We start from the raw sequence: 23,033 nt of genomic DNA, 5'->3' as shown, positions 1-23,033 counted from the left end.
TTTGCAGACTTGAGTTCTGTTAGCATTGGCACGCTTTTAGGCACAATCAATTAGATTATGTCAGTGGGGCTGCTAACAATCCTTGGTCGTCAGGATGACGTTTAAAGTAGGCTTTTGCATAGGTGCACTCCGGGATAATTTTTAAGTTATAAAGCTGTGCGTAGCGAATTACCCGTTGCATCAGTTGGGAGGCAACGCCTTGACCTCGGAGCGATTCAGCCACATAGGTTCTATCAACTAAAAGTTCATTTTGTTGGTGTGGCTCACAAGTAATTTCAGCAATGATCTCTTGGTGGTCATTCCTAGCAAAGAAACGCCCAGGTTCAAATTGCAGGTGTATGGATTCATCAATATTAGTTGCTTGTGTGAGTTGTTGATGTAAGGTCACAAACGTATCAATGGCGGTTTGTAGGTATGAGAGCGTTTCGGTTTGGGTGATTTGATCGTTCGCGTCAAAGAGTTGGTTAACGTGGCCAAGATAAACTTCTGGTCGCTGAACTGGCGTGACGTTTAAGGTCACCAATACCTGACGAACGTGTTGATTGGCACCAAAACCACCCGCTGCACCTGGCGAAGTTGATATCACTAAGGCTGGTCGCTTTTTCCAGTGATTGTGGCGCTTTGAACCCACATCAAAGGCGTTTTTAAGCGCGCCAGACATTGACCGATTGTACTCAGGAGTGACAATAATTAGTCCGCTGACCGCATCGAGTTGTTGTCGAAAAGTTTCCCATTGTGGCACCGTGTTGGGTTCGTCTGCGTCAGTATTGTAGAGCGGTAACTGATCAATCGGGATAAAAACCGGGTTAAAGGTTACGGGTAACAAGTTAGCCAGTTGTTTGGCCACTTTTTTTGAGTAGGCAGACTTCCGTAAACTGCCAACAATAATGCCAATTTGGTTCAATTTCATCACATCCTGTCTGAAAGAATCGTGCTGCTCATAACTCAAGTATACAAGAAAACCACCAAACCAACAGTGATTCTGCCTGGCTTGGTGGTTATGTTTAATCTCGAATTGTGTCAACTTCGGCGGGTTCTAAATCTAAACTTTCCAAAATTAAGGTGGCGGTTTCTTCAATGGATTTATTGGCGACGTTAATTTCTAAGCAACCAATTTTTTGATAAATTTCATCGGCATACTTGAGCTCTGCCTTGATTTTTTCGGTATCAGAGTAGGCACTTTCAGCTGGTAGGCCGTATGAAATCATTCGTTGTTGGCGAATTCGCCGTAAAACCTTAGGGCTGTTAGTCAGACCAATGATTTTGCCTGGATTAACCTGCCATAGTTCGTCAGGCAATTGTGATTTTGGTGAAAGTGGCAAATTAGCCACTTTAATGCCGCGGTTAGCCAAGAATAGTGACAAGGGTGTTTTGGACGTTCTTGACACGCCAAGAATCACAAGGTCAGCTTTTAAGAGCCCGGTCGGATCTTTACCATCATCGTAAGCCACGGCGAATTCCATTGCGCCGATTCGATCGAAATAAGTATCAGTTAAACTGTGGTTCATGCTAGGAATGGAGGCAGGGGTTAGCCCACTGCGATTGGCTAAAACGGTCATGGCCGGTTGAATACAATCAAACGCTTGTAAGTGATGTTCAGTAGTAAAGTTAATGACTTGTTCACTGAGTGAGCTCGTCACTAACGTGTAGTAAAGCACTGCATTTTTTTTAGCGGCTAAGTTTAGGATGCCGCCTAAAATTGATTCGGTTTGAATAAAAGGAAAACGTTGATATTTGACTTGCAGATCAGGGAATTGTGCGACAGCAGTTTGAGCAACTGTGAGGGCAGTTTCCCCGGAAGAATCTGAGATTAAAAAGATTTCGATTTCAGGACTTTCTGACATGTTGAAACCTCCCAAGTAAATTAAGTAACCTCATTTTAGCACAGCTTGGAAGTTCAGTTGATGCTTCAAATTGTTTTTTAAAAAGGGCTCGTAGAAAAAAAGATCGTTAAATTTCTCAATCAAAACTTGTATGAAAAGATTGACGATGGGGTCTGATATAGGTATAATTAAAAAGAACTGTTGGAATGAACCTTTATTTTTGTTGTTTAATTTCAGTCGGTTACTACTTGAGCTCGGAGGGAGGGAATTTACATGACAAAGACAGTCGTTCGCAAAAACGAGTCTCTTGACGATGCTCTTCGGCGCTTCAAACGAACCGTTTCAAAAAGCGGTACCTTACAAGAATACCGTAAACGTGAGTTTTACGAAAAGCCAAGTGTTAAACGCAAATTAAAATCAGAAGCAGCAAGAAAACGCAAGAACAAGAAGCGCTTCTAGTTGCATAATGGCTCCTGTTTTTAGCAGGAGCTTTTTTTTGAGAATAAATTTAAATGGAGGACTCATCATGTCATTATCTGATACATTAACAGAAGATCTTAAAACAGCGATGAAGGCGCATGATAAGGTTGCCTTGAACGTGATTAGGATGATTAAGGCGTCGCTTACCAATGAACGGGTCAAGCTCGGTCATGATTTAACCGATGATGATGAATTAACGGTATTATCACGAGAATTAAAGCAGCGTAAGGAATCTCGCGAGGAATTCGCAGCTGCTAACCGTCAGGACTTAGTTGACGGCCTAGACGCTGAAATTAAATTGGTTGAAAAGTACGCACCTAAGCAGTTAAGTGAAGAAGAAGTTCAAAAGATCGTTACTGAAACGGTTAGCCAAGTAGGTGCCAGTTCTATGGCCGATTTTGGTAAGGTAATGGGTGCAGTGATGCCTAAACTTAAGGGTCGGGCAGACGGTGCCATTGTGAACAAAACCGTTAAGAGTTTACTTAGTAAGTAAATCTTGACGTCACAAAGACGAATTTGAATCAAAAACATGTGTTGTTCAAACGGTGGTTTGGCGCACTCGATAAAATAAACGCGTATCCGGATGACGATTGAGCATCTGGGTACGCGTTTTTATATGGTAATTGAATTGCATAAGCGGGTTTAATAAGCTTGGCGACGTAGACTTTCTGTTAAAACGTCAATGCCAGCAGCCAAATCGGCTGGATTAGTCTGTTCGTTCGGTGCGTGACTGATACCGCCGACACTGGGGACAAACAGCATGGTTGTTGGTACGGCCTGGCTTAAAATATAACTGTCATGACCTGCGCCAGATACCAATGTTGTTGTTGGATACCCAAGGTCTTGGGTTATTTGACGATTCATGGTTAATAGTCTGGCGTCCAGCTTCACCGGTAAGTCGTTAACCCACTGTTGGACGTGACATTTGATTGCCTTGTCAGGTCGTTCAGTGATAAGCGTGTGCAGTTGCTGCTCAAACTGAGTCAGAATTGAAGACTGATCATGACGAATATCGATACTGAATGTCACCCGACCAGGAATAACATTTGCAACGTTAGGGCTAACTGATAGTTGGCCGACTGTAAAAGTGAGCTCAGAATCGAGGGCCTTTGCGGCTAAACGAAGTTTGGTGATCAGCGTTATGGCGGACTGAAGGGCGTCGTGTCGCAAGTGCATTGGCGTAGTGCCAGCATGGTTGGTTGCTCCAATGACGTCTACTGAATACCGTCTTTGGCCGACAATGCCGCATACCAGTCCAATGGTAGCGTGTTGCGTCATTAACCTTGGTCCTTGTTCGATGTGCAGTTCTGTGAAACTTGTGGGTAAATTGGGCTGGAAATGCTGGACTTCAGGTAATTTTAAAAGCTGTTTAACTGCTTGCTGACGCGCGGTTGAAAAATCAATCCGATTGATATCGGTGAGTATGGTGGGTGGCATTTCTTGTCTGACGTAGTACTTTGAGCCCGTAAAGGTGGCGTTAAACCGACTGCCTTCCTCTTCACTAAAGGCAATTAACCGCAAGGTGTGTCTGGGACGACCAAAGCGTTGTTTCAAATTCATAATTGCCTGAAGGCCACCAAGAATACCGTATAATCCGTCAAACTGACCGCCGTTCACCACGGTATCCATATGAGAACCAGTAGCAATCACCTGGTTGTCGGTACCAGGATAATCAAGATAGACGTTACCAATATCATCCACACATGTAACCAAGTCGGCAGCAGTGCCAAAATCAATCAGTGCCTGTTGAGCCGCAAACCACGATGGTGAGTAGACCAGTCGGGTTTGGCCAGGCCGGTCAGGTTGAGTTGAGCGGGCGTTGATTTGGTTTAGCCAGCGCCAAAACTGGAATTGATTTGAGACGTCCAAATGGGTCATTTGTGGCTAGACTGACTCAAGCCGGTGAGGGGTGAAGATGCCACTGCACCGTGTTCAATGACCCGACCAGGACCGGCTAAGAACGCTTTACGACCGGCTTCGACTCCTAATCGAAAGGCTTCTGCCATCAACGGAATGTTTTCTGCGGTAGCCATTGACGTATTCGCCATAATCGCGTCGGCGCCCATTTCCATTGCTTCAGCAGCTTGGCTAGGGCGGCCAATACCGGCATCAATAATCACCGGCACAGAAATTTCGTCGATTAAAATCTGAATGAGATCCTTGGCGGCGAGACCTTTGTTCGTACCAATTGGCGCGGCTAACGGCATGACCGTGGCAGCGCCGGCATTAACCAGCCGTTTGGCGATGTTGAGGTCTGGTAAAACGTAGGGCATCACAATGAAACCTTCATTGGCAAGTACTTCAGTGGCTTTGACGGTTTCGTCGTTATCTGGCATGAGGTACTTTTTATCAGGTACAACTTCGAGCTTAATAAAGTCGCTGCCACTCAATTCACGAGCCAGCCGGGCAGTTCGAATTGCCTCTTGAGCGTTCGTTGCGCCCGAGGTGTTCGGCAAAATGGTAATACCTTCCGGGATAAAGTCCAGGATGTTTTCTTCAGTATCCGAAGTTCGACGCAGCGCCATGGTAATGATTTGGGCTTTGGCTTGGTGGATGGCGGAATCAATCAGGTCGTATGAGTACTTGCCAGACCCTAGGATAAAACGGGAAGTAAAGGTGTGATCCGCAATGGTTAATAAATCAGTTGGTGTCGTTGTCATAGTAACCTCCTAAACAGTGGGGTGATCTAAAATGAGTCTCACAATCATGTTTGCTTCGTGACCGGCGGCAATCATAACCCGTGGTGCCATAAGGCCTTCAGCACCAGTTGATGTACCGTCTCCAGCAATGTAGAGATTGGGGCGGACTTGCTTCGTGACGATGCTATTGGAACTGTGAACACCAGCCATACCAGTTGCCATGACTAGTGGTTTATTTGGAAAATACTCACTGGCAGCATCCAACAGCATGGCTTTGGCTGTAGGATCATCAAACGCTTCGCAGATGATGTCGGCGTCCGCAAATAAACTGGCGACGTTATCGTGATCAATTTTCGTAATTGCAGTGTCAATGGTGACGAAGGGGTTAAATTCTTGCAGATTTTGTTTGAGTGCCGTGACTTTATCCATGCCGACTTGACTCAGTTTAAACTGTTGTCGGTTGAGATTACTTAATTCAACTTGATCAAAATCAATCAGGGTCAGGTGACCAACCCCAATTCGGGCAAGGGCAATTGCAATGTTTGAGCCCAACCCACCTGCGCCCGCAATCGTGACGTGAGCGGAAGCAAGTTTGGTCGTGGAATCTTGAACGTTACGGGTTTTCATGCCGTCAAAAACCGTTGAGATCGGCATGCCTTGGATGGTTGGTTGCATATACTCTCCTAACGACCGCCGCCAACAAAGGAAATTAATTCCAAGTTGTCGTTGGGGTCAATGTAAGTAGTGTCATAATCGACTCGACGGACAATTTCGCCATTCCGTTCGACAACGATGTTTTCTACCGGCGTCTGTCGTGCCGTCAAAAATGCTAAAATGGTTTGGCCGTCAGTGACTTGTGTTGGTTCTCCGTTAACAATGACCATAAAAAAGCCCCTTTCTGGTTTGTAACCGAGGAAGGGACTGGCGATGGGTCATTTTTGCGTGGTCATCAAAACAATGACTGAGTCACTGTTCTTGAAACGTGGCAAGATGAATACATCATGGTTAAAGTCGGTCTTCCTTCGGTAGTACAAACTACATCAGGTTCGATGGGTTTAATCTCAGCCAAAAGGGCACCCCAGACGAACTAACGTGATTAAATTTTGAGTGAGTCAGGTGACTCAACGTTATATTTATAAGCGAATTCATTGTGTAAGTCAAGCGAAATTACTTTCAAATTAAAATGGACAAAGCCGTGCAGCTTCGTTAAACTAGTGACCACCAAATAAATCGTAACTTGGAGGCCAACCATGATGCTTTTTGATCATCCCTTATACCTTGTGACTGATTCGCTTAATTTAACGGAGGCTGAATTCTTAGTCAAGATAGAGGCTGCTTTAGCTGGTGGCGTAGATTTACTTCAACTCAGAGAAAAGGCCGTTACATCAAAACAGTATTACAGTCGTGCCCAAAAGGTTAAACAGCTTACGGATCAGTACCAAGTACCGCTGATCATTGATGACCGATTGGATATTGCCATGGCAGTTGATGCAGCTGGTGTTCATCTCGGAGAAGAAGACTTAGATGTTACCACCGCCCGCAAACTCTTGGGACCAACTAAGTTGATTGGTGCCACGACTAAAACTGTTCAACAGGCTGTCAGTGCGGTTGAGCAGGGCGCTGACTATTTGGGTGTTGGTGCAATCTTTCCCACAACGACCCACGTTAAAACGGTGGCCACCAGTGTTGAAACACTGACGGCAATTCGGCACAACGTTAACGTTCCGGTTTTTGCCATTGGTGGGTTAAATCAGCACAACGTGGCAGCAATTAAACCAGCTCAGGTCGCGGGCGTTGCTGTGGTATCGGCTATTATGAAGGCGAGTGAACCCAAAAAAGCTGCCGCACAATTGCGACAGCAGATTTTAAGCGTTATTAAGCAATGATTTGTATAATACAATAAAATTAATTGCTATATACAATAGTCTTTAACGGCGTCGATGTTTGACGACTGTAAAGAAATGCAAAATACTTGCAAGCAAGACAAAAAAGATGATAACGAAAGTTGCGTAAATCGACCAGAACTGGCCAATTGGGATGAGGTGAAGTAGCAGTTGCACCCCCATCGTAATCAATGCCATGACGGCGACCATACAAAAAAGTTCGATATAGCGTTTCACAGTATTATCATCTCGTTTCGTTTTGGTAGTCAGCTTCTGGCCCCAGTGAGTGCAAAGCTGTTGTTTAGATTTAGGCAACGTTGTCATTTTCAACGTACCTGGTAGCACCAATTCGTTAATTTTGATTAAACCAGCAGCTGACATGATTTTATCAATCGTTCGAAAACTGGCATCCGTTACGCCAGTCAAAAAATTTTCCACGGTGCCGGCGTAACAACTCGTGATACTTAAGTAGTGTTTGTCTTTAAATCGATCCGGGTGAGTACCGCCGTTATGGTCAAACCGAACTAAGCGACCACGCATGCAGTCTAAAAAATCCTTCATTTGGCCAGCCAAACCTCCCCAATAAGTTGGGGCAGCGAGCACCCAGACGTCACTTTCTAGTAGCTTAACCGTTAATTGATCCAGTACTGGGTCACGGTGACCCGGAAGATCCGGATGAAACTGAAAATCTTCTAAATAAATCGTTTCGGTGGTATGGGGGTCAGAGACGCCACTTAGAACGTTTGTTAGCATTTGTGCGGTCAAACCGTCACGCTTGTGTCCCCCAAGAATACCAAGTATTTTCACAATAAGTCGACCTCCTATTTAGAATAATTATAACGCATCTCATTGCGTTTGCTGCAAGAACTGGATTATCCAGTGATAAGTGATAAACAACGATCTCAAATGATAGGCACAAGCTTTTCTGGAACGTTTGTCGTATAATATTTGATGGAAGACTATTTTAAAGTAAAGGAGTCAATGATTATTGGCTGACAACACACAAACTGAAAAAGAATATATCTTGGCTAACCCTGAACAAGAGGTTGCCATTTTAGGTGTCCAGGATCAATTTGTTTCCTTATTAGAAGAAGGCTTATCTGTATCCGTACGACCGTTTGGCAATTCAATCAAGGTGTCTGGTGAACCATTTCAAGTTCAAAAAGCCATGGCCATTTTAAAAAACATGGATAAACTTGTCCAAGAAGGGATTCAATTGAACAGTGCGGACGTGGTAAGCGCCATGAAGATGGCTGATCGCGGTACACTAGATTACTTCTTAGACTTATACACTGAGACCTTAATTAAGGATGCTAAGGGTCGGGCAGTTCGAGTTAAAAACTACGGTCAACGTCAGTATGTTGATGCGATTAAGCACAGTGATGTGACCTTTGGCGTTGGCCCGGCTGGGACTGGGAAAACCTATCTTGCGGTGGTGATGGCAATCGCCGCATTAAAGCGTGGCGATGTCGAAAAAATTATTCTGACTCGTCCGGCAGTTGAAGCTGGTGAGAGCCTAGGCTTTTTACCTGGTGATTTAAAGGATAAGGTTGATCCTTATTTACGGCCAATTTATGACGCCTTGTACGCCATTTTAGGTGCGGAACATACTAACCGCTTAATGGAACGTGGTGTGATTGAGATTGCGCCGTTAGCCTATATGCGTGGCCGGACGTTAGACGGTGCATTTGTTATTCTGGATGAAGCCCAAAATACCACCAATGCGCAAATGAAGATGTTTTTGACCCGCTTGGGCTTTGGCTCAAAGATGATTGTCAATGGTGACGTGACCCAGATTGATTTACCACGACACAGTCAAAGTGGCTTAGTCCAAGCGATGGGAATCTTAAAGGATGTCAATCACATTAATTTCGTGACATTTACTGCCGACGACGTGGTTCGACACCCGGTTGTGGCAGCAATCATTAACGCGTACGAAAAAGTCGAAAAATAAGCAAGGAATCGAGAAAATTATGGATTTAGAAATTTATGACGAAACTCAAAATGGCGTGCCAGAAGAACACGTCAAACTGGTTCAAAACGTACTGGAATACGCGGGGAAGTACATCAAATTGAAGGAAAACACCGAAATGTCGGTTACCTTTGTTAATAACGACCGGATTCAAGAAATTAATCGGGAATATCGTGGCGTTGACCGGGCAACCGATGTAATCAGCTTTGCAATCGAAGACAGTGCCGAAGACGACGAATTTCCGATTGTTCTCGATGATGAACTCGCTGACGAAATTCCAGAAAACATCGGCGACATTTTTGTATCGGTCGATAAAGTTGGTGAACAGGCTGAGTACTTGGAACATTCATATGAACGTGAACTCGGTTTTTTGGTGGTTCATGGATTCCTACACTTAAACGGGTATGATCACATGCAGCCAGAGGACGAAAAAGTGATGTTCAAACTACAAAGGGATATTTTGGACGACTATGGGCTTACACGATAAACAAATCAATAAAAATAAATCGTTTTGGCAATCATTCAAACACGCCTTTATCGGTGTCTACAGTTTGATTTCTACTGAACGAAACTTCCGGAAACACATCGTGATGGCGATCATTGCCGTTTTGTTAGGTGTCTGGCTTCACTTAGACGTTAACGAATGGCTGTGGGTCACACTGGCCATTTTTGTGGTGGTCGTCGCAGAAGTACTAAACACCGTGGTAGAAGCCATCGTGGATCTAATCGTTGGTCGCCACTTTGATGCCGCTGCCAAAAAAGCCAAAGACGTAGCGGCCGGTGGTGTTTTGATTGCCGCGTTATTTGCGGTCATCATTGGCTGTTTGATATTTATTCCGGAACTCTTGCAACAATTTAAGCTTAACTTTTAGGAGGCACAATCATTGGATAATCCAAATTACCGTAGCGGGTTCGTTGCTATTGTCGGTCGACCAAACGTTGGTAAATCGACACTGTTAAATCGGGTGGTGGGCCAAAAAGTAGCCATCATGTCAGATAAGGCTCAAACGACTCGGAACAAGATTCAAGGCATCTACACCACCGACGAAGCCCAAATTGTCTTTATTGATACACCGGGTATTCATAAACCGAAGAGTCAATTAGGTGATTTTATGGTTAAGTCAGCACTCTCATCTCTCAATGAGGTGGATGCGGTCTTAATGATGGTCAACGCTGAACAAATGCGGGGCGCTGGTGATAATTTCATCATTGACCGGTTAAAGTCAGTTAAAAAACCGGTGTATTTGATCATTAACAAGATTGACCAAATCCACCCAGATGATCTGCTGGTCATCATTCAACAATATAAAGAAGCACTCCCATGGCAAGAGGTCATTCCAATTTCGGCATTAGAAGGTAATAACGTGGACGAATTACTTAACGAAATCGTTGAGAAATTGCCACAGGGGCCTCAATATTATCCAGAAGATCAAGTGACTGATCATCCGGAACGGTTTGTGGTCTCCGAGCTGATTCGTGAAAAGATTTTACAATTGACTCGTCAAGAAATTCCACATTCAGTGGCGGTTGTCATTGATAAGATGAGTCGTCAGGATGAACAAAAAATTCATATTCAAGCGACCATCGTTGTTGAACGACCAACTCAAAAGGGCATTTTGATTGGTAAGGGTGGCTCAATGCTCAAAAAGATCGGGACGCTAGCCCGTCAAGACATTGAACGCTTGTTAGGCGATAAAGTTTACTTGGAACTCTGGGTGAAAGTTGTACCTGGTTGGCGTGATAAGTCGTCAGCCTTGCAATCATACGGGTATCGTAAGGACGATTATTAGAATGCGGTGAGCTCATGGCTGGACAATTGATGGATTTTCATGGCATTGTCATGTACCAAAAAGCGTATCGGGAACGGGATCTATTGGTTAAATTTTTTACGGCAGAGGCTGGAAAACGGATGTTTTTTATTCGTGGCGCTAAAAAACGTGGTTTCAAAATGACGGCTGATCTCATGCCGTTTACCCATGGCGAATACGTGGGTGATATCCGAGAACCTGGCTTGTCGTTCATCAATGCGGCTAAGGAAACTGAAAACTTTACTGTGATCAGTCAAGATATTGCCAAGAACGCGTATGCGACCTACATGATGTCCCTACTTGATATGGCAATCCCGGATAATCAATTATTGGGTGGCTGGTATCGGCGGTTATTTTACGGTTTAAAGTTGATTAACGATGGATTGGATGAAGCCATCATCGCTAATATTTTTGAAGTTCAAATCATGGCGTTATTTGGGGTTGAGCCGAATTTACGCCAGTGTGTGGTTTGCGGTCGAACTGACTTAGCGTTTGATTTTTCAGAATCGTACGGTGGCTTACTCTGCCAGCAACATTGGCACTTGGATCCCAATCGCTTAAAATTGGATCAACGCACGATTTTTTATCTTCGCCAGTTTTCTGCCGTTGATTTGACGAAGTTAAAGACCATCAGTGTCCGCGAAGAAACTAAGCAACACTTACGGCAGGCGCTGGACGTGATATACGCTGATATGATTGGCGTGTATCCGCGCAGTAAGCGATTCTTGGACCAGATGATGCAGTGGCAGACTGGGTTTGAACAACCCAATCGTCAAGATGAAACCAAGCAGCCACCTCAAAATCAGCAAGATTAATGCTTAAAAAACGCATCATCGGTCAATTTTGACAGATGATGCGTTTTTTGTCCGAAACTAATTTATGATTTACTAAACTACATGTCAGCATTTTTAGATTTAATCAGCTATAATCAGGCCATCAATTTAAGGCTTAGAGGAGCTGGTGAAAATGGCAGTGACTGGGGATCAAACTCGTCGTTGGTGGATTTTGATTTCAATTGGGATTTTTGCTTTTATGTCGAATTTAGATGCTTCAATTGTCAATATCGCAATGCCGGTGATGGCGCGACAAATGAGTCTACCGATGAACCAGATTGAATGGGTGGTTTCCACCTACCTAATCGTGCTGAGCGCGTTACTACTATTATTTGGTAAGTTGGGGGACTTATACGGTAAAATTAACGTTTTTCGGCTCGGTACCGTTGTGTTTGTTTTGGGCTCTTTTCTTGCTGGGCTGCAGTGGACCTTCAACTTTTTACTCGTGGCCAGAGTGGTTCAAGCAATTGGGGCCGCGATGACCCTTTCAAATACTTACGGCATTACAACGGCAACTTTTGCGGTTAACCAACGTGGCAAAGCGATGGGGTTGATTGGGACCTTTGTTGCGTTTGGTGCGGTAGCTGGACCAGGAATTGGCGGGCTGGTTTTGTCGCATCTGAGTTGGGGCTATATTTTTTGGATCAACGTGCCATTGGGGATTGCGGCGATCATCTTAGGTCAATTTGTCCTACCAAAATCAGTGCCGACAGCAATGCATCAGCCAATTGATTGGTTTGGCTTCGTTTCGTTTGCTACCATGATTGTCAGCTTCTTTTTGGCTATTTTTTGGGGTCAAGAGGTGGGCTATATTGCACCGTTGCCAGGTGTTGGGTATGTGATTGCGGGCATTGCCCTGATCAATTTTATCCACGTGGAAAAACGGTTTGAAGCACCATTACTGCCGCTTAGCATTTTTAAGATCAAGCCCTTTTCCTATGGCATCGGCGCAGCGGTCCTGATTTTTATCGCCAATTTTTTTACGGTGATTTTGCTGCCGTTTTACTTGGAGGACGTTCGCGGTTTATCGGCTGGACAAGCGGGTGGTTTGTTAGTGATTTTTCCAATCGTGATGATGATTATCGGACCAATTGGCGGTGTCCTAGCTGATCGGTACCAACCGGCTAAAATTGCAACGCTAGGGCTAAGTTTGGTCGCACTCTCGCAACTCGGCTATTGGCTGATGACCAGCACAAGTTCACTCTTGGTATATGGTGTAGTTACAGTTGTAATGGCCGTTGGTACGGGTCTTTTTCAATCGCCCAATAGTGATGTTGTTATGTCAGTGGTTAGTCGAGACCAACTTGGAAGTGCCGGTAGTATCAACGCACTTGCGCGTAATATCGGGATGGTTTCTGGCACCGCACTGTCAACTTCGCTGCTATTTGGGGTCATGAGTGTTTTAGCTCATCACAAGGTCACGACCTATCTGCCGGCCGAGCCACAATTATTTATTACCGGCATGCACGTTGCGTTCACATTCTCATTCGGTTTAATTTTAATTGCAATTGTGATGTCTCTACGACAGGGCAATCTGGCAACGCAGCCGTTTGACAATTAATGACGAGACGCTTAGAATAGTTAAGAATTAAATAGTGATTGGCGATGACAAGAGAGGGTTAATTGCAAGAAGAACAGCGACTTCGGGTTTGGTGTGAGCCGAAGCAACTCGCAATTAATTGGCACTTTTGGAGCTGAATCAAACGAAGCTGCTGGGGTCACCCAGAAGTAGGGTGGAACCGCGAAAATATTTTCGTCCCTATGTACGTCTACCAGACTACATTGGGGCGTTTTTTGTGTCCAGCCATCGCCAGCATCACACTTTAGGAGGATTTTGGTTTATGACCAAGAAATTGTCAATGCAACAAATTATTTTGACCTTGCAACAATATTGGTCCGCACAGGGCTGCATGTTAATGCAAGCTTATGACACGGAAAAGGGTGCTGGGACCATGAGTCCATACACCTTCTTACGTGCAATCGGGCCAGAACCATGGCATGCTGCCTATGTGGAACCGTCACGACGTCCTGCTGATGGTCGTTACGCTGAAAACCCTAACCGACTCTATCAACACCATCAATTTCAGGTCGTGATGAAACCATCTCCAGAAAATATCCAAGAACTCTACTTGAACAGTCTCAAAGAACTTGGTATCGATCCTTTGGAACACGATATTCGGTTCGTTGAAGACAACTGGGAGAACCCATCCATGGGTTGTGCTGGTGTTGGTTGGGAAGTTTGGCTAGATGGTATGGAAATTACGCAGTTTACCTACTTCCAAATCGTCGGTGGTCTCGAAGTTGATCCTGTCACTTCAGAAATTACCTACGGACTCGAACGGTTAGCATCATACATTCAAGATGTTGACAATGTGTTTGACCTTGAATGGGGTGACGGCGTGTTGTACGGTGATATTTTCCGTGAACCCGAAATTGAGCATTCAACTTATTCTTTTGAAAAGAGCAATCAAGAGATGTTGCTCCACATGTTTGATGATTATGAAGCCGAAGCTAAGAAGCAAATTGCCAATGGTCTGGTTCACCCAGCTTACGACTACGTCTTGAAGTGTTCACACACCTTTAACCTGTTGGATGCCAGAGGCGCAGTTTCGGTTACTGAACGTGCAGGCTACTTGTCGCGAATTCGAAACATGGCACGTAGTATTGCACGGGCTTTTGTCGCTGAACGTAAAAAGTTTGGTTTCCCATTGATCAAGGATGAAGCCAAACGTCAGGCATTATTAGCAGACGGGGAGGACGAGAAATAATGGCACACACCTTTTTACTCGAAATCGGATTGGAAGAAATGCCAGCGCACGTTGTGACGCCAAGCATTAAGCAACTGGTTCAAAAAACCAAAAAGTATTTAAAGGAACAACGAATTAACTTTGATGATATCAAGGCGTTTTCAACACCAAGACGGTTGGCCATTCAACTCACTGGTTTGGCTGAAAAGCAGCCTGATATTGATGAAGAAGTGAAGGGTCCGGCCAAAAAAATTGCCTTGGATCAAGAAGGTAACTGGTCAAAGGCTGCGATTGGTTTCACCCGGGGACAAGGTGTTACCGTTGACGACATTACCTTCAAGGAATTAAAGGGCACCGAATACGTCTACGTTGAAAAGCACATTGCGGGTCAACCGGTTCAAAGCGTGCTAGCCGGACTTAAAGACGTCATCACAGGGATGACTTTCCCAACGATGATGAAATGGGGCAGTTACCACTTCGAATACATTCGACCAATTAAATGGTTGGTGGCCCTGTTAGATGACGAAGTGATTCCATTTGAAATTCTAGACGTTGCTACCGATCGTGAAACCCGTGGCCATCGGTTCTTGGGCAAGGCCATCACGCTGAACAATGCAACTGATTATGAGGCCGCTTTGACAAGTGAGTTTGTGATTGCCGATGCCGCCAAGCGTAAAGCCGAGATTCGCACTCAAATCGACCGGATTGCTGAAAGCCATCACTGGACTGTCAAAATTAACGAAGACTTGCTTGAAGAGGTCACTAACCTAGTTGAGTGGCCAACTGCCTTTACTGGTGGCTTTGATGAAAAGTACCTTGCCATTCCAGATGAAGTGCTGATTACTTCAATGCGTGACCACCAACGCTTCTTCTACGTACTCGACGAAAACGGGAAGTTGTTACCACACTTTATCTCGGTCCGTAATGGTAATGAAAACCACATCGAAAACGTGATTGCCGGTAACGAAAAAGTGCTGGCTGCTCGGTTGTCTGACGCGATGTTCTTCTACCAAGAGGATCAAAAACAGACCATTGACGATTACGTTGATCGATTGAAGAATGTCAGTTTCCATGACAAGATCAGTACCATGTATGAAAAAATGCAACGTGTGGCAGCCATTGCCGGTCAATTAGGCCATACCTTAGGCCTCACCGAAACTCAAGTGACCGATGTGGTTCGCGCCGCTCATATTTATAAGTTTGATTTGGTCACCGGCATGGTGGGTGAATTTGCTGAGTTACAAGGCGTGATGGGTGAAAAATACGCTCTGCTAAACGGTGAAAACGCAGCGGTTGCCCAAGCCGTTCGTGAACACTACATGCCAATTTCAGCGGATGGCGACTTGCCAGCCTCAGCTGTTGGTGCGGTGTTAGCCCTCGCAGACAAGTTAGATAGTATTTTGACCTTCTTTGCGGCTGGTATGGTGCCAAGTGGTTCAAATGATCCCTATGCCCTTCGCCGTCAGGCAACTGGTATCGTGAGAATTATTCGCGCTAACAACTGGCATTTTGATCGCCCACTCGTTGAAGCGGCATTGGCTGCGGAAACCAAGGCTCAAGTGGCACCAGATTTGGATCAGGCCGCGCAAATCAGTGCCGTGGGTGCTTTCTTGAAGGACCGGGTCAAAGTCATTTTACTTGGTGAGAAAGTTAAGCATGATATTGTGGACGCTGTGATTGAAGGCCCTAATACTGATTTACTCGATGATTTCGTTGTGGCAAAGGTCTTAACTGATCATGAGCAAGACGATGACTTCAAGCCAACTATCGAAGCGTTAAACCGGGTGCTTCGTCTCGCTCAAAAAGCCGATCCAGATCAGGTATCTGACGTTGATCCAAGCCTGTTTAACAATGACTCCGAACCTAAACTCTACGCTGCAGTTAATCAAGTTGCCTCTGAGGCAGCCGGCTTGGATATGCCAAGTTATTACACCGCATTGGCCGATTTGAAGCCAGTTATTAATGACTACTTTGAAGCTACTATGGTGATGGACAAAGACGACGCAATCAAAAATAACCGGCTCAGTCAGCTGACGCAATTGGCTAACCTGATTTTGCGTCTCGGTGACTTAAACCAGTTGATTGTTAAGTAACGAAGTTGTTAACTCGACAAGCAAATTCAAAGTGATATAATGTTAGTGTGCTATTAATGAAACTGTAAACAATTACCAGCTACGAGCGGCGGAGGCTCTAGCTGGTTTTTTGGTATTTTCTTAACTTTTTCGGTCTCTCTCACATGGTATGATTAGGGCAAGATAATGCTGGGAGGCGTTTACATTGGGAAAAATCGCAAAGAGTCTTGTTTTGGGGGTTGCAGCTACTGGCGTTTTGTTAGTTTCGTCAGTGACTGCGCAAGCTAAGACCTACGCTAAGGTCAAAAAAATCACCTATTCACTTAAGGTTTCGAGTAGCTACGTTACCTTCACGGGTAAAAACGCGCTGTACACGAAGGCCGGTACGATGAAGGGAGCTAAGTTGGTCAAAACTAAGGCCCAACTACTCGATTACGCCAATTCAACACGGGGATTGGATTCGTTTATGTGGTTACGAACGGCGACGACTAATCGTAACAGCGTCTATGTTAAGGTTCGTTCATTTGATAATCAGGTAACAGGCTGGATCTACGCTGGCAAAACGACTGATTATTCGTTGGCGTATGCTCGATATAAAGACAAAGCCTTGACCAATCCCGCGGGTGGTATCGAGATGTATCGGACGCTAAAGGATGATACGTTGACGCAGACTGAAAAAACCAGTTTTTATCAATTGGCCAATCCCGGGACTGCAACGGATGGAACGGCTAAGATTTATTCAATTCCGTTTGATGTTAGCCCATTAGAGTTCGGTGGTGTCAACGTGAACATGCCGAATAAAACTGACTCATCTGCTTATGCCAACGATGTCTTTGTGATCAACCGGGCGACGATTCCAACGCGTCAGGGTGGTCGCTGGTTATCAGTGACTGATTTGAACAACAATCGAATTGCCGGTTACATTAAAGAGGATGGTCTTAAGCAGATGGCACCTGCCACGGCTAAGACTGGCGTTACAATCAACTACGTGGACTATAAAACAAAGCAAGTGGTTGGTAGTGTCATCGTGCCATATCACCCAACATCGGGGCAAGATAGCATGAACTTGAGTACCACATTTTACGATTACCAAGGACAACCAACCGGGTACGATATTATCGATGAAGGCACGTACGTCTTTGGGCTACAACCTGGGACTAAAACGGCTAAACCTGGCGATGTTTTAACGGATTACGTGATTAAAAGATAATTAGGGGGAATACTCATGAAGTCAGTTGCTAAAACAACTTTAACCGCTGCAATTGTCATCGCAGCAGTCACGGCGTTTGGGACGCAAGCCCAAGCTAAAAGTTACGCCAAGGTCAGCAAAATCTCATCGTCATTAAAGGTATCGGCTAACTACGTTAACTTTACTGGCAAAAACGCCCTTTACTCCAAAGCTGGTACTTTGAAGGGGGCTAAGTTAGTTAAGTCTACCCATCAATTGAAGACGTTGGCGGCCTCAACCAACAGCCTGGATTCATTCATGGTACTTAGAAGCGCCACTACTAATCGACACAGTATGTACCTTAAAGTACGGTCATTAGATGGCAAAACGACTGGGTGGATTTATAACGGTAAGACAACGCAAACCCAGTTTGGCCAAATCGTATACAAAGATAAAGCCCACACTCAGCCGGCAGGTGGTGTCACGGCGTTTGAAACCAGGACTTCAAGTCCATTGACTGCAGAAGAAAAGGCCAGCTATTATCAGTTAGCAACGCCAGGGTCTGCGACGGATGGAACTGGGTTGATTTATAACGCGCCAGTCAATACAGCTTCGCCTGCTTGGGGCACTACCGTTGTTGAACAGCCGGACAAAACGACCTCCCAGCCATACGCTAACGACACCTTTATTGCAACTTATGCGATGACTAGAACGCGTGAGGGTGACCGCTGGTTGCGGGTACAAGATCTTAACAACGCTAAAGTGAGTGGCTATATTAAGGCTAGTGCACTCACCAAGCTGCCAAGTGCGAAAGCTAAAACAGGCGTGACCGTCAATTTTGTTGACTATGGCACCAAACAATTGGTCGGTACGACCATCGTGCCATTTGGTACTGGCATCACCCAAATGAACTTGTTGACTACGTTTAACTATCAAGCCATTCCCGCTGGCACAGTTTCCGATTATGCTAAGGACGCTGATGGTAGCGTGCCAACAAACGGTTTCTTAGATCGGACGGCTGCTAGTAATGCGACCCCAGGATCAACTTTAATCTACCAAGTTGGGGCAGATAGTGAATAAATTTTGATTGCACTGAACCTGAGTGTTAGCTCAAAATCAACCCGAATCTGAACAGATAGCAAAAGCATCCATGACTTCTTAATTGCTTAGAAGCCATGGATGCTTTCATAATTTTAAAGGTTGGAGACGGCTTGTCACGTTAATCAGTTCGAGCCGTGAAAATACCGGTTAGATATGATAGAAAATTGATCGGTGATTATCGTTTTGAAGCAGTCGGTTGTTGGGCAAAAAAGTGTGTTGAAACCAGTTAAGCTGTTCTGGGCTAATGTGGACGTTGGGATTGGTGATTACTAGCCATTCCACTCCTTCAGTTAGTGGTGGGGTAGTTAGGGAACCCAAGTAATGAAACCCCGTGGGGCGTGACGGTAACCATTGTTGAATTGGTAATGAGACGTCTTGCTTACCGGCTGGTTGATAATGGTCGATGATTTCTTGTAGAACAGGATCAAATTGACCCAATTCAACCATGAGTGCCACCACACAAAGCTGACCAATTTCAGTTTGGTGCACCAAGTGAATCTCAAATGGGTAAGTCTGCTGATCAATCGTGTGTTCAGCTGGATGATGAAAGTGACATTGACTCAATTGGTAATGGCGATCAAATAACTCAACATCACCCTGACCGAAAACCTTGATGGTTGTTTGGTCATCGGTGACCTGCGTTAATTGGTAGTGAGAAGCTAGCTGAATATTTAACGGTCCACTGACCTGAGTTGACGTTGTCTTTAGATCAATTGGCGACTGTCGTTTTCCCACTGTGGGTTGCCACTGGTCTTGTTGTTGGTAATTAAGCATGATTGCACCTGCTTTCTAATCAGATTACATCTGTTTAGTTCACAGAATATCACACTAAGCGACGTTAGATTGGATTAAATATTTGTTGATCACAAATTGGTGGCGTTGATTGTAATGACCGTAAACGGCAATCCGCGATCGATGTTGAGCCCGGTATAAAAAATCCAGACTGTGCTGCGTGACCAAACAGTGAACGGTTTGGGCCGATGAAAGCCGGATGCTCACGTATAGCATAAGTGGGTATGGTCTTAAAACTTTGGGCACATGTTCAATCGTGCCCGTTAGGCTAAGATATTGTGTCATCAAATCAACTCCCTTTGATTATCTGATGTCAGTATACGAATGTATGTTCGCATTTGTCAATCTCAAATTTATTAAATCGTTAAAGTTGCATCTATATATTAAAGTTGCTATTATATAACTACGTACGCGGTACATCGTAAACAAGAAAGATAGCTGATATGTAATCGTTGGTTTGACGATGTCGCGTTAAGGTAACTCAATTGATATGGTAACCGTTTTTGATGATTAACTTGAAGGGGGTTGCGCCAGTGGCGAGAATACCCGAAACGGTGATTGAACAGGTCCGCGATGCAACTGATATCGTGGACTTCGTTAGTCAGTACGTTCAATTACAAAAACAAGGGAAGAATTTTTTTGGACTTTGTCCTTTTCACGAAGAGCGAACGCCGTCTTTTTCAGTTACTGAGGATAAGCAAATTTTCCATTGTTTTAGTTGTGGTCGTGGTGGCAACGTGTTTAAGTTTGTGATGGAACTTGAAAATTTGAGTTTTCAAGAAGCCGTTATGAAAGTTGCTGACTTCTCACATGTGACGATTGATGACAGTATCGTCAAACAAGTTGGTCAAACTGGACCAGCCGGCGACCCAAAGTCACCGAATAACCAACTGATCAAGCTCCATCAAGATGCCACCAAGCTATATTCGCATATCTTACTTAATACCGAGATTGGACAGCCAGCGTTAGATTACTTGCACCAGCGTGGGCTGACTGATCAAACGATTAAGGATTATGGACTGGGTTATGCACCCAATCAAGAGATTTTAAAGCCCTTTTTTGAAGAGCGACAGGTTGATTATCAAACCCTGAGACACTCAGGTCTCTTCATTGAAAACCAGGCTGGTGATCTCCGTGACCGGTTTTCGGACCGCATCATGTATCCGATCCGCAACCAATCTGGTCAAGAAATTGCTTTTTCTGGGCGTCTGCTAAAAAAGGCTGACGATCAGCCAAAGTATTTGAACAGCCCTGAGACCGAACTGTTCAACAAGCGGCGGGTGTTGTTCAATTACGATTTGGCGCGCACGGCCGTTCGCAAAGCTGGTCAGCTCATCTTGTTTGAAGGGTTTATGGACGTGATGTCAGCCCACCAAGCTGGTGTCGATAACGGCGTGGCGTCAATGGGAACCAGTTTAACGGATGAGCAGATTTATGCGATTTCACGAATCACCAAGCAAGTTTACGTTTGTTATGACGGTGATGTACCTGGTCAAAAAGCGACACAACGAGCACTTACCATTTTGCGGGAACATACGCAGTTGAGTTTAGGTGTGATTCAAATGCCTGAGGGCTTGGATCCTGATGAATACCGACAACAGTATGGTGAAGCAAAGTTAGCCAGTGCCTTGTCAACGGCAAAAGAAACGCCAGTTGCGTTTGAGATGCGTTATTTGAAAACGCAGCATGACGTTAAGACTGATACCGGTCGCTTGCAGTATCTTGATGACGTTTTAAAACTATTAGCGACCGTTCGTTCACCAGTTGAACAAGATGTGTATTTGACGCAGTTAGCGGATTCGTTTCAACTTGATAAGGCGAGTTTGCGACAACAATTGTCAATGATTCGGCCAGTCCAATCGGTACCAAGTGGCGGTCAGCAAGTGCCACCACCCGTCGATTATGGGCAACCTAGTGTTGATCCGGTTCAAAAACACAGTCAAGCACGGCCCTTCAACCAGGTTGAAAAGGCGGAACGCGCGTTGCTTTTCCGAATGTTACACGATCACGATATTTGGCTGCAGGTGACGTCAATGCCGGAGTTTAAGTTTCATGATGAAGGATACCAGCGAATCTATTTACTGGCCCAGACTTATTTTGAAACCCATCAAACCTATTCACCAGCCCAATTTAGTGATTCAGTGCCGGACAATCAGTTACAAAATCTGGTCATCGAGCTTGAAACGCTGTCGCTAAACGAGGTCACCGCTGACGGTGAGGTTGAAGATTATCTGCAACTGATCATGAACATGGCGCCATTAGAAGAACAACTGAAGCAAAAACAAGCCGAGATTCAAGAAGCAAGTCGATTGGGTGATGCTGATCGCGTGAGACAGTTAACAATTGAATACGTTAAATTAATGCAGCAAAAACAGGCTCAAAAACAACCTTAGGGGGCAATTCAATGGCAAAAGAAACAGATAGCAAAACTTTCGATCAAAAAGGTTACGATAAAGCAGTGAAAGAACTTGTTAAAAATTATAAGAAACAAGGACAAGTGACTTATGATGAATTATCGGACAAAATTGCGTCACCATTTGGTTTAACTGCCAAGAAGATGGACAGTCTGCTTGAAAAAGTGGAAGATGCCGGCATCAGCGTGGTTGATGAAAATGGTGATCCAGATACCCGTGCCGTTAAAGCGGCTAAAAAAGTTAGTAAGGCTGAACTGAAGGATACTTCTGCACCTTCTGGCGTTAAGATTAACGACCCAGTTCGGATGTATCTGAAGGAAATTGGCCGGGTCAAGTTACTGACTGCTGACGAAGAAGTTGCGTTAGCCCTTAGAATTGAGGAAGGCGACGAAGAAGCTAAGCAAGAATTAGCAGAAGCTAACTTGCGGTTAGTGGTTTCTATTGCTAAGCGTTACGTTGGTCGCGGGATGCAATTCTTGGATTTGATTCAAGAAGGTAACATGGGTCTGATGAAGGCCGTTGAAAAGTTTGACTACCGAAAGGGTTTCAAGTTCTCAACTTATGCAACGTGGTGGATTCGTCAGGCCATTACACGGGCCATTGCTGATCAAGCCAGAACGATTCGGATTCCAGTTCACATGGTTGAAACCATCAATAAGTTGATTCGGATTCAACGTCAATTATTGCAAGACTTAGGTCGTGAACCAACCCCCGAAGAAATTGGTGCTGAAATGGATATGCCGACTGAAAAGGTTCGTGAAATCTTAAAGATTGCGCAAGAACCCGTTTCATTGGAAACCCCAATCGGTGAAGAGGACGACTCTCACTTAGGCGATTTTATTGAAGATGACGATGCCACCAGCCCAGCTGATCACGCTGCTTACGAACTGTTAAAAGAGCAGCTTGAAAGCGTACTCGATACGTTAACTGACCGTGAAGAAAACGTGCTGCGGTTACGGTTTGGCCTTGATGATGGTCGGACTCGGACCTTGGAAGAAGTGGGTAAGGTGTTTGGTGTAACCCGCGAACGGATCCGCCAAATTGAAGCCAAAGCACTTCGTAAGCTCCGTCACCCATCACGTTCTAAGCAATTGAAGGATTTCTTGGAGTAATCCTTCAATTGAAAGTTTAGAGCCTAGCTGGAAGTTAACAAGTTCAACTTATTTATCCTTTCAAATAATTGTAACGCCGTGGAAGTCAATCTGACACACGGCGTTATTTTTTTGGCATCTTTTAGTTGTTTTTCACGTCGTTTTAAAAAGTGACTGACGCTTGTTTCAAGGGCCATTTCTAGCCTATAA

The 23,033-nt window shown here is 44.8% G+C and carries 24 protein-coding genes and 1 riboswitch; of the genes, 15 read left to right on the top strand and 9 right to left on the bottom strand.

Annotated elements, in window-relative coordinates; all coding sequences use genetic code 11:
- Positions 1–55: 55 nt before the first annotated feature.
- Positions 56–904: a GNAT family N-acetyltransferase gene (locus FD04_RS12630; RefSeq protein ID WP_235805666.1), complete on the bottom strand. Its 849-nt coding sequence runs from the start codon at positions 902–904 to the stop codon at positions 56–58.
- Between the two features lie 100 nt (positions 905–1,004).
- Positions 1,005–1,844 (bottom strand): pyruvate, water dikinase regulatory protein, encoded by an 840-nt coding sequence (locus tag FD04_RS07315; protein WP_056947983.1) that lies wholly within the window; start codon positions 1,842–1,844, stop codon positions 1,005–1,007.
- Between the two features lie 252 nt (positions 1,845–2,096).
- Between FD04_RS07315 and rpsU the strand changes: the two genes are divergently transcribed.
- Together rpsU and FD04_RS07305 are read left to right on the top strand one after the other, a co-directional pair.
- A complete protein-coding gene (rpsU, locus tag FD04_RS07310; RefSeq protein ID WP_054659587.1) occupies positions 2,097–2,282 on the top strand; it encodes a 30S ribosomal protein S21 in 186 nt (61 codons plus the stop codon).
- Between the two features lie 67 nt (positions 2,283–2,349).
- Positions 2,350–2,796, top strand: a complete 447-nt coding sequence (locus tag FD04_RS07305; protein ID WP_054701014.1) for a GatB/YqeY domain-containing protein — start codon at positions 2,350–2,352, stop codon at positions 2,794–2,796.
- 149 nt (positions 2,797–2,945) lie between these two features.
- On the opposite strand, the gene FD04_RS07300 is transcribed toward FD04_RS07305, so the two are convergent.
- Genes FD04_RS07300 through thiS form a run of 4 tightly spaced genes read right to left on the bottom strand, consistent with a single transcriptional unit; the run spans position 2,946 to position 5,826 of the window.
- Positions 2,946–4,181: a M20 family metallo-hydrolase gene (locus FD04_RS07300; RefSeq protein ID WP_082603165.1), complete on the bottom strand. Its 1,236-nt coding sequence runs from the start codon at positions 4,179–4,181 to the stop codon at positions 2,946–2,948.
- Positions 4,178–4,963: a thiazole synthase gene (locus FD04_RS07295; protein WP_054701011.1), complete on the bottom strand. Its 786-nt coding sequence runs from the start codon at positions 4,961–4,963 to the stop codon at positions 4,178–4,180. The genes FD04_RS07300 and FD04_RS07295 overlap by 4 nt, the downstream gene beginning before the upstream one ends.
- Before the next feature lie 9 nt (positions 4,964–4,972).
- Complete coding sequence (gene thiF, locus FD04_RS07290) at positions 4,973–5,617, bottom strand: sulfur carrier protein ThiS adenylyltransferase ThiF (protein ID WP_054701009.1); 645 nt, start codon at positions 5,615–5,617, stop codon at positions 4,973–4,975.
- An 8-nt stretch (positions 5,618–5,625) separates the two neighbouring features.
- Positions 5,626–5,826 (bottom strand): sulfur carrier protein ThiS, encoded by a 201-nt coding sequence (gene thiS / locus FD04_RS07285; protein WP_054701006.1) that lies wholly within the window; start codon positions 5,824–5,826, stop codon positions 5,626–5,628.
- 116 nt (positions 5,827–5,942) lie between these two features.
- Positions 5,943–6,033, bottom strand: a riboswitch (TPP riboswitch).
- 159 nt (positions 6,034–6,192) lie between these two features.
- On the opposite strand from thiS, the gene thiE reads away from it, so the two are divergent.
- Complete coding sequence (gene thiE / locus FD04_RS07280; RefSeq protein ID WP_054701004.1) at positions 6,193–6,828, top strand: thiamine phosphate synthase; 636 nt, start codon at positions 6,193–6,195, stop codon at positions 6,826–6,828.
- A 42-nt stretch (positions 6,829–6,870) separates the two neighbouring features.
- Here the strand turns inward: thiE and FD04_RS07275 are convergent, their stop codons facing one another.
- Positions 6,871–7,632 (bottom strand): flavodoxin family protein, encoded by a 762-nt coding sequence (locus FD04_RS07275; RefSeq protein WP_056947981.1) that lies wholly within the window; start codon positions 7,630–7,632, stop codon positions 6,871–6,873.
- Positions 7,633–7,813: 181 nt separating this feature from the next.
- Here FD04_RS07275 and FD04_RS07270 point away from each other — a divergent pair, with 181 nt between their 5' ends.
- From FD04_RS07270 to FD04_RS07225, 10 genes are all read left to right on the top strand, one after another.
- Positions 7,814–8,779 (top strand): PhoH family protein, encoded by a 966-nt coding sequence (locus FD04_RS07270; protein WP_056947979.1) that lies wholly within the window; start codon positions 7,814–7,816, stop codon positions 8,777–8,779.
- Between the two features lie 19 nt (positions 8,780–8,798).
- A complete protein-coding gene (ybeY, locus tag FD04_RS07265; RefSeq protein ID WP_054701000.1) occupies positions 8,799–9,284 on the top strand; it encodes an rRNA maturation RNase YbeY in 486 nt (161 codons plus the stop codon).
- A complete protein-coding gene (locus FD04_RS07260) occupies positions 9,268–9,669 on the top strand; it encodes a diacylglycerol kinase family protein (protein WP_054700999.1) in 402 nt (133 codons plus the stop codon). Before ybeY ends, FD04_RS07260 begins: the two co-directional genes overlap by 17 nt.
- A gap of 12 nt (positions 9,670–9,681) precedes the next feature.
- Positions 9,682–10,587, top strand: a complete 906-nt coding sequence (gene era / locus FD04_RS07255; RefSeq protein ID WP_056947976.1) for a GTPase Era — start codon at positions 9,682–9,684, stop codon at positions 10,585–10,587.
- Between the two features lie 14 nt (positions 10,588–10,601).
- A complete protein-coding gene (recO, locus tag FD04_RS07250; RefSeq protein WP_082603164.1) occupies positions 10,602–11,420 on the top strand; it encodes a DNA repair protein RecO in 819 nt (272 codons plus the stop codon).
- A 151-nt stretch (positions 11,421–11,571) separates the two neighbouring features.
- Complete coding sequence (locus FD04_RS07245; protein WP_056947974.1) at positions 11,572–12,999, top strand: MFS transporter; 1,428 nt, start codon at positions 11,572–11,574, stop codon at positions 12,997–12,999.
- 280 nt (positions 13,000–13,279) lie between these two features.
- Positions 13,280–14,206 carry a glycine--tRNA ligase subunit alpha gene (glyQ, locus tag FD04_RS07240; RefSeq protein WP_056947972.1) on the top strand — a complete coding sequence of 309 codons (927 nt, stop codon included), beginning with the start codon at positions 13,280–13,282 and terminating at the stop codon, positions 14,204–14,206.
- The gene (glyS, locus tag FD04_RS07235) at positions 14,206–16,278 is read left to right on the top strand and encodes a glycine--tRNA ligase subunit beta (protein ID WP_056947970.1); all 2,073 of its coding nucleotides are present in this window, start codon (positions 14,206–14,208) and stop codon (positions 16,276–16,278) included. Before glyQ ends, glyS begins: the two co-directional genes overlap by 1 nt.
- A gap of 184 nt (positions 16,279–16,462) precedes the next feature.
- Positions 16,463–17,467 carry a hypothetical protein gene (locus FD04_RS07230; protein WP_054700996.1) on the top strand — a complete coding sequence of 335 codons (1,005 nt, stop codon included), beginning with the start codon at positions 16,463–16,465 and terminating at the stop codon, positions 17,465–17,467.
- Positions 17,468–17,482: 15 nt separating this feature from the next.
- Positions 17,483–18,505 carry a GW dipeptide domain-containing protein gene (locus FD04_RS07225; RefSeq protein WP_054700995.1) on the top strand — a complete coding sequence of 341 codons (1,023 nt, stop codon included), beginning with the start codon at positions 17,483–17,485 and terminating at the stop codon, positions 18,503–18,505.
- 168 nt (positions 18,506–18,673) lie between these two features.
- Here FD04_RS07225 and FD04_RS07220 read toward each other — a convergent pair whose 3' ends face one another.
- Positions 18,674–19,300, bottom strand: coding sequence for a carbonic anhydrase family protein (locus tag FD04_RS07220; protein ID WP_054700994.1), 627 nt, complete (start codon positions 19,298–19,300; stop codon positions 18,674–18,676).
- 54 nt (positions 19,301–19,354) lie between these two features.
- Positions 19,355–19,603, bottom strand: a complete 249-nt coding sequence (locus tag FD04_RS07215) for a hypothetical protein (RefSeq protein WP_056947968.1) — start codon at positions 19,601–19,603, stop codon at positions 19,355–19,357.
- A 221-nt stretch (positions 19,604–19,824) separates the two neighbouring features.
- Between FD04_RS07215 and dnaG the strand changes: the two genes are divergently transcribed.
- Both dnaG and rpoD read left to right on the top strand, forming a co-directional pair.
- A complete protein-coding gene (gene dnaG, locus FD04_RS07210) occupies positions 19,825–21,711 on the top strand; it encodes a DNA primase (RefSeq protein ID WP_156660415.1) in 1,887 nt (628 codons plus the stop codon).
- An 11-nt stretch (positions 21,712–21,722) separates the two neighbouring features.
- Complete coding sequence (rpoD, locus tag FD04_RS07205; RefSeq protein WP_056947964.1) at positions 21,723–22,844, top strand: RNA polymerase sigma factor RpoD; 1,122 nt, start codon at positions 21,723–21,725, stop codon at positions 22,842–22,844.
- Positions 22,845–23,033: the final 189 nt, after the last annotated feature.

This window comes from Secundilactobacillus odoratitofui DSM 19909 = JCM 15043, from assembly GCF_001434895.1.
In the GTDB taxonomy this organism is placed as follows: Bacteria; Bacillota; Bacilli; order Lactobacillales; family Lactobacillaceae; genus Secundilactobacillus; species Secundilactobacillus odoratitofui.
Note: the sequence above shows the minus strand (reverse complement) of the source record. Positions and strands in the feature narration are given on the sequence as shown.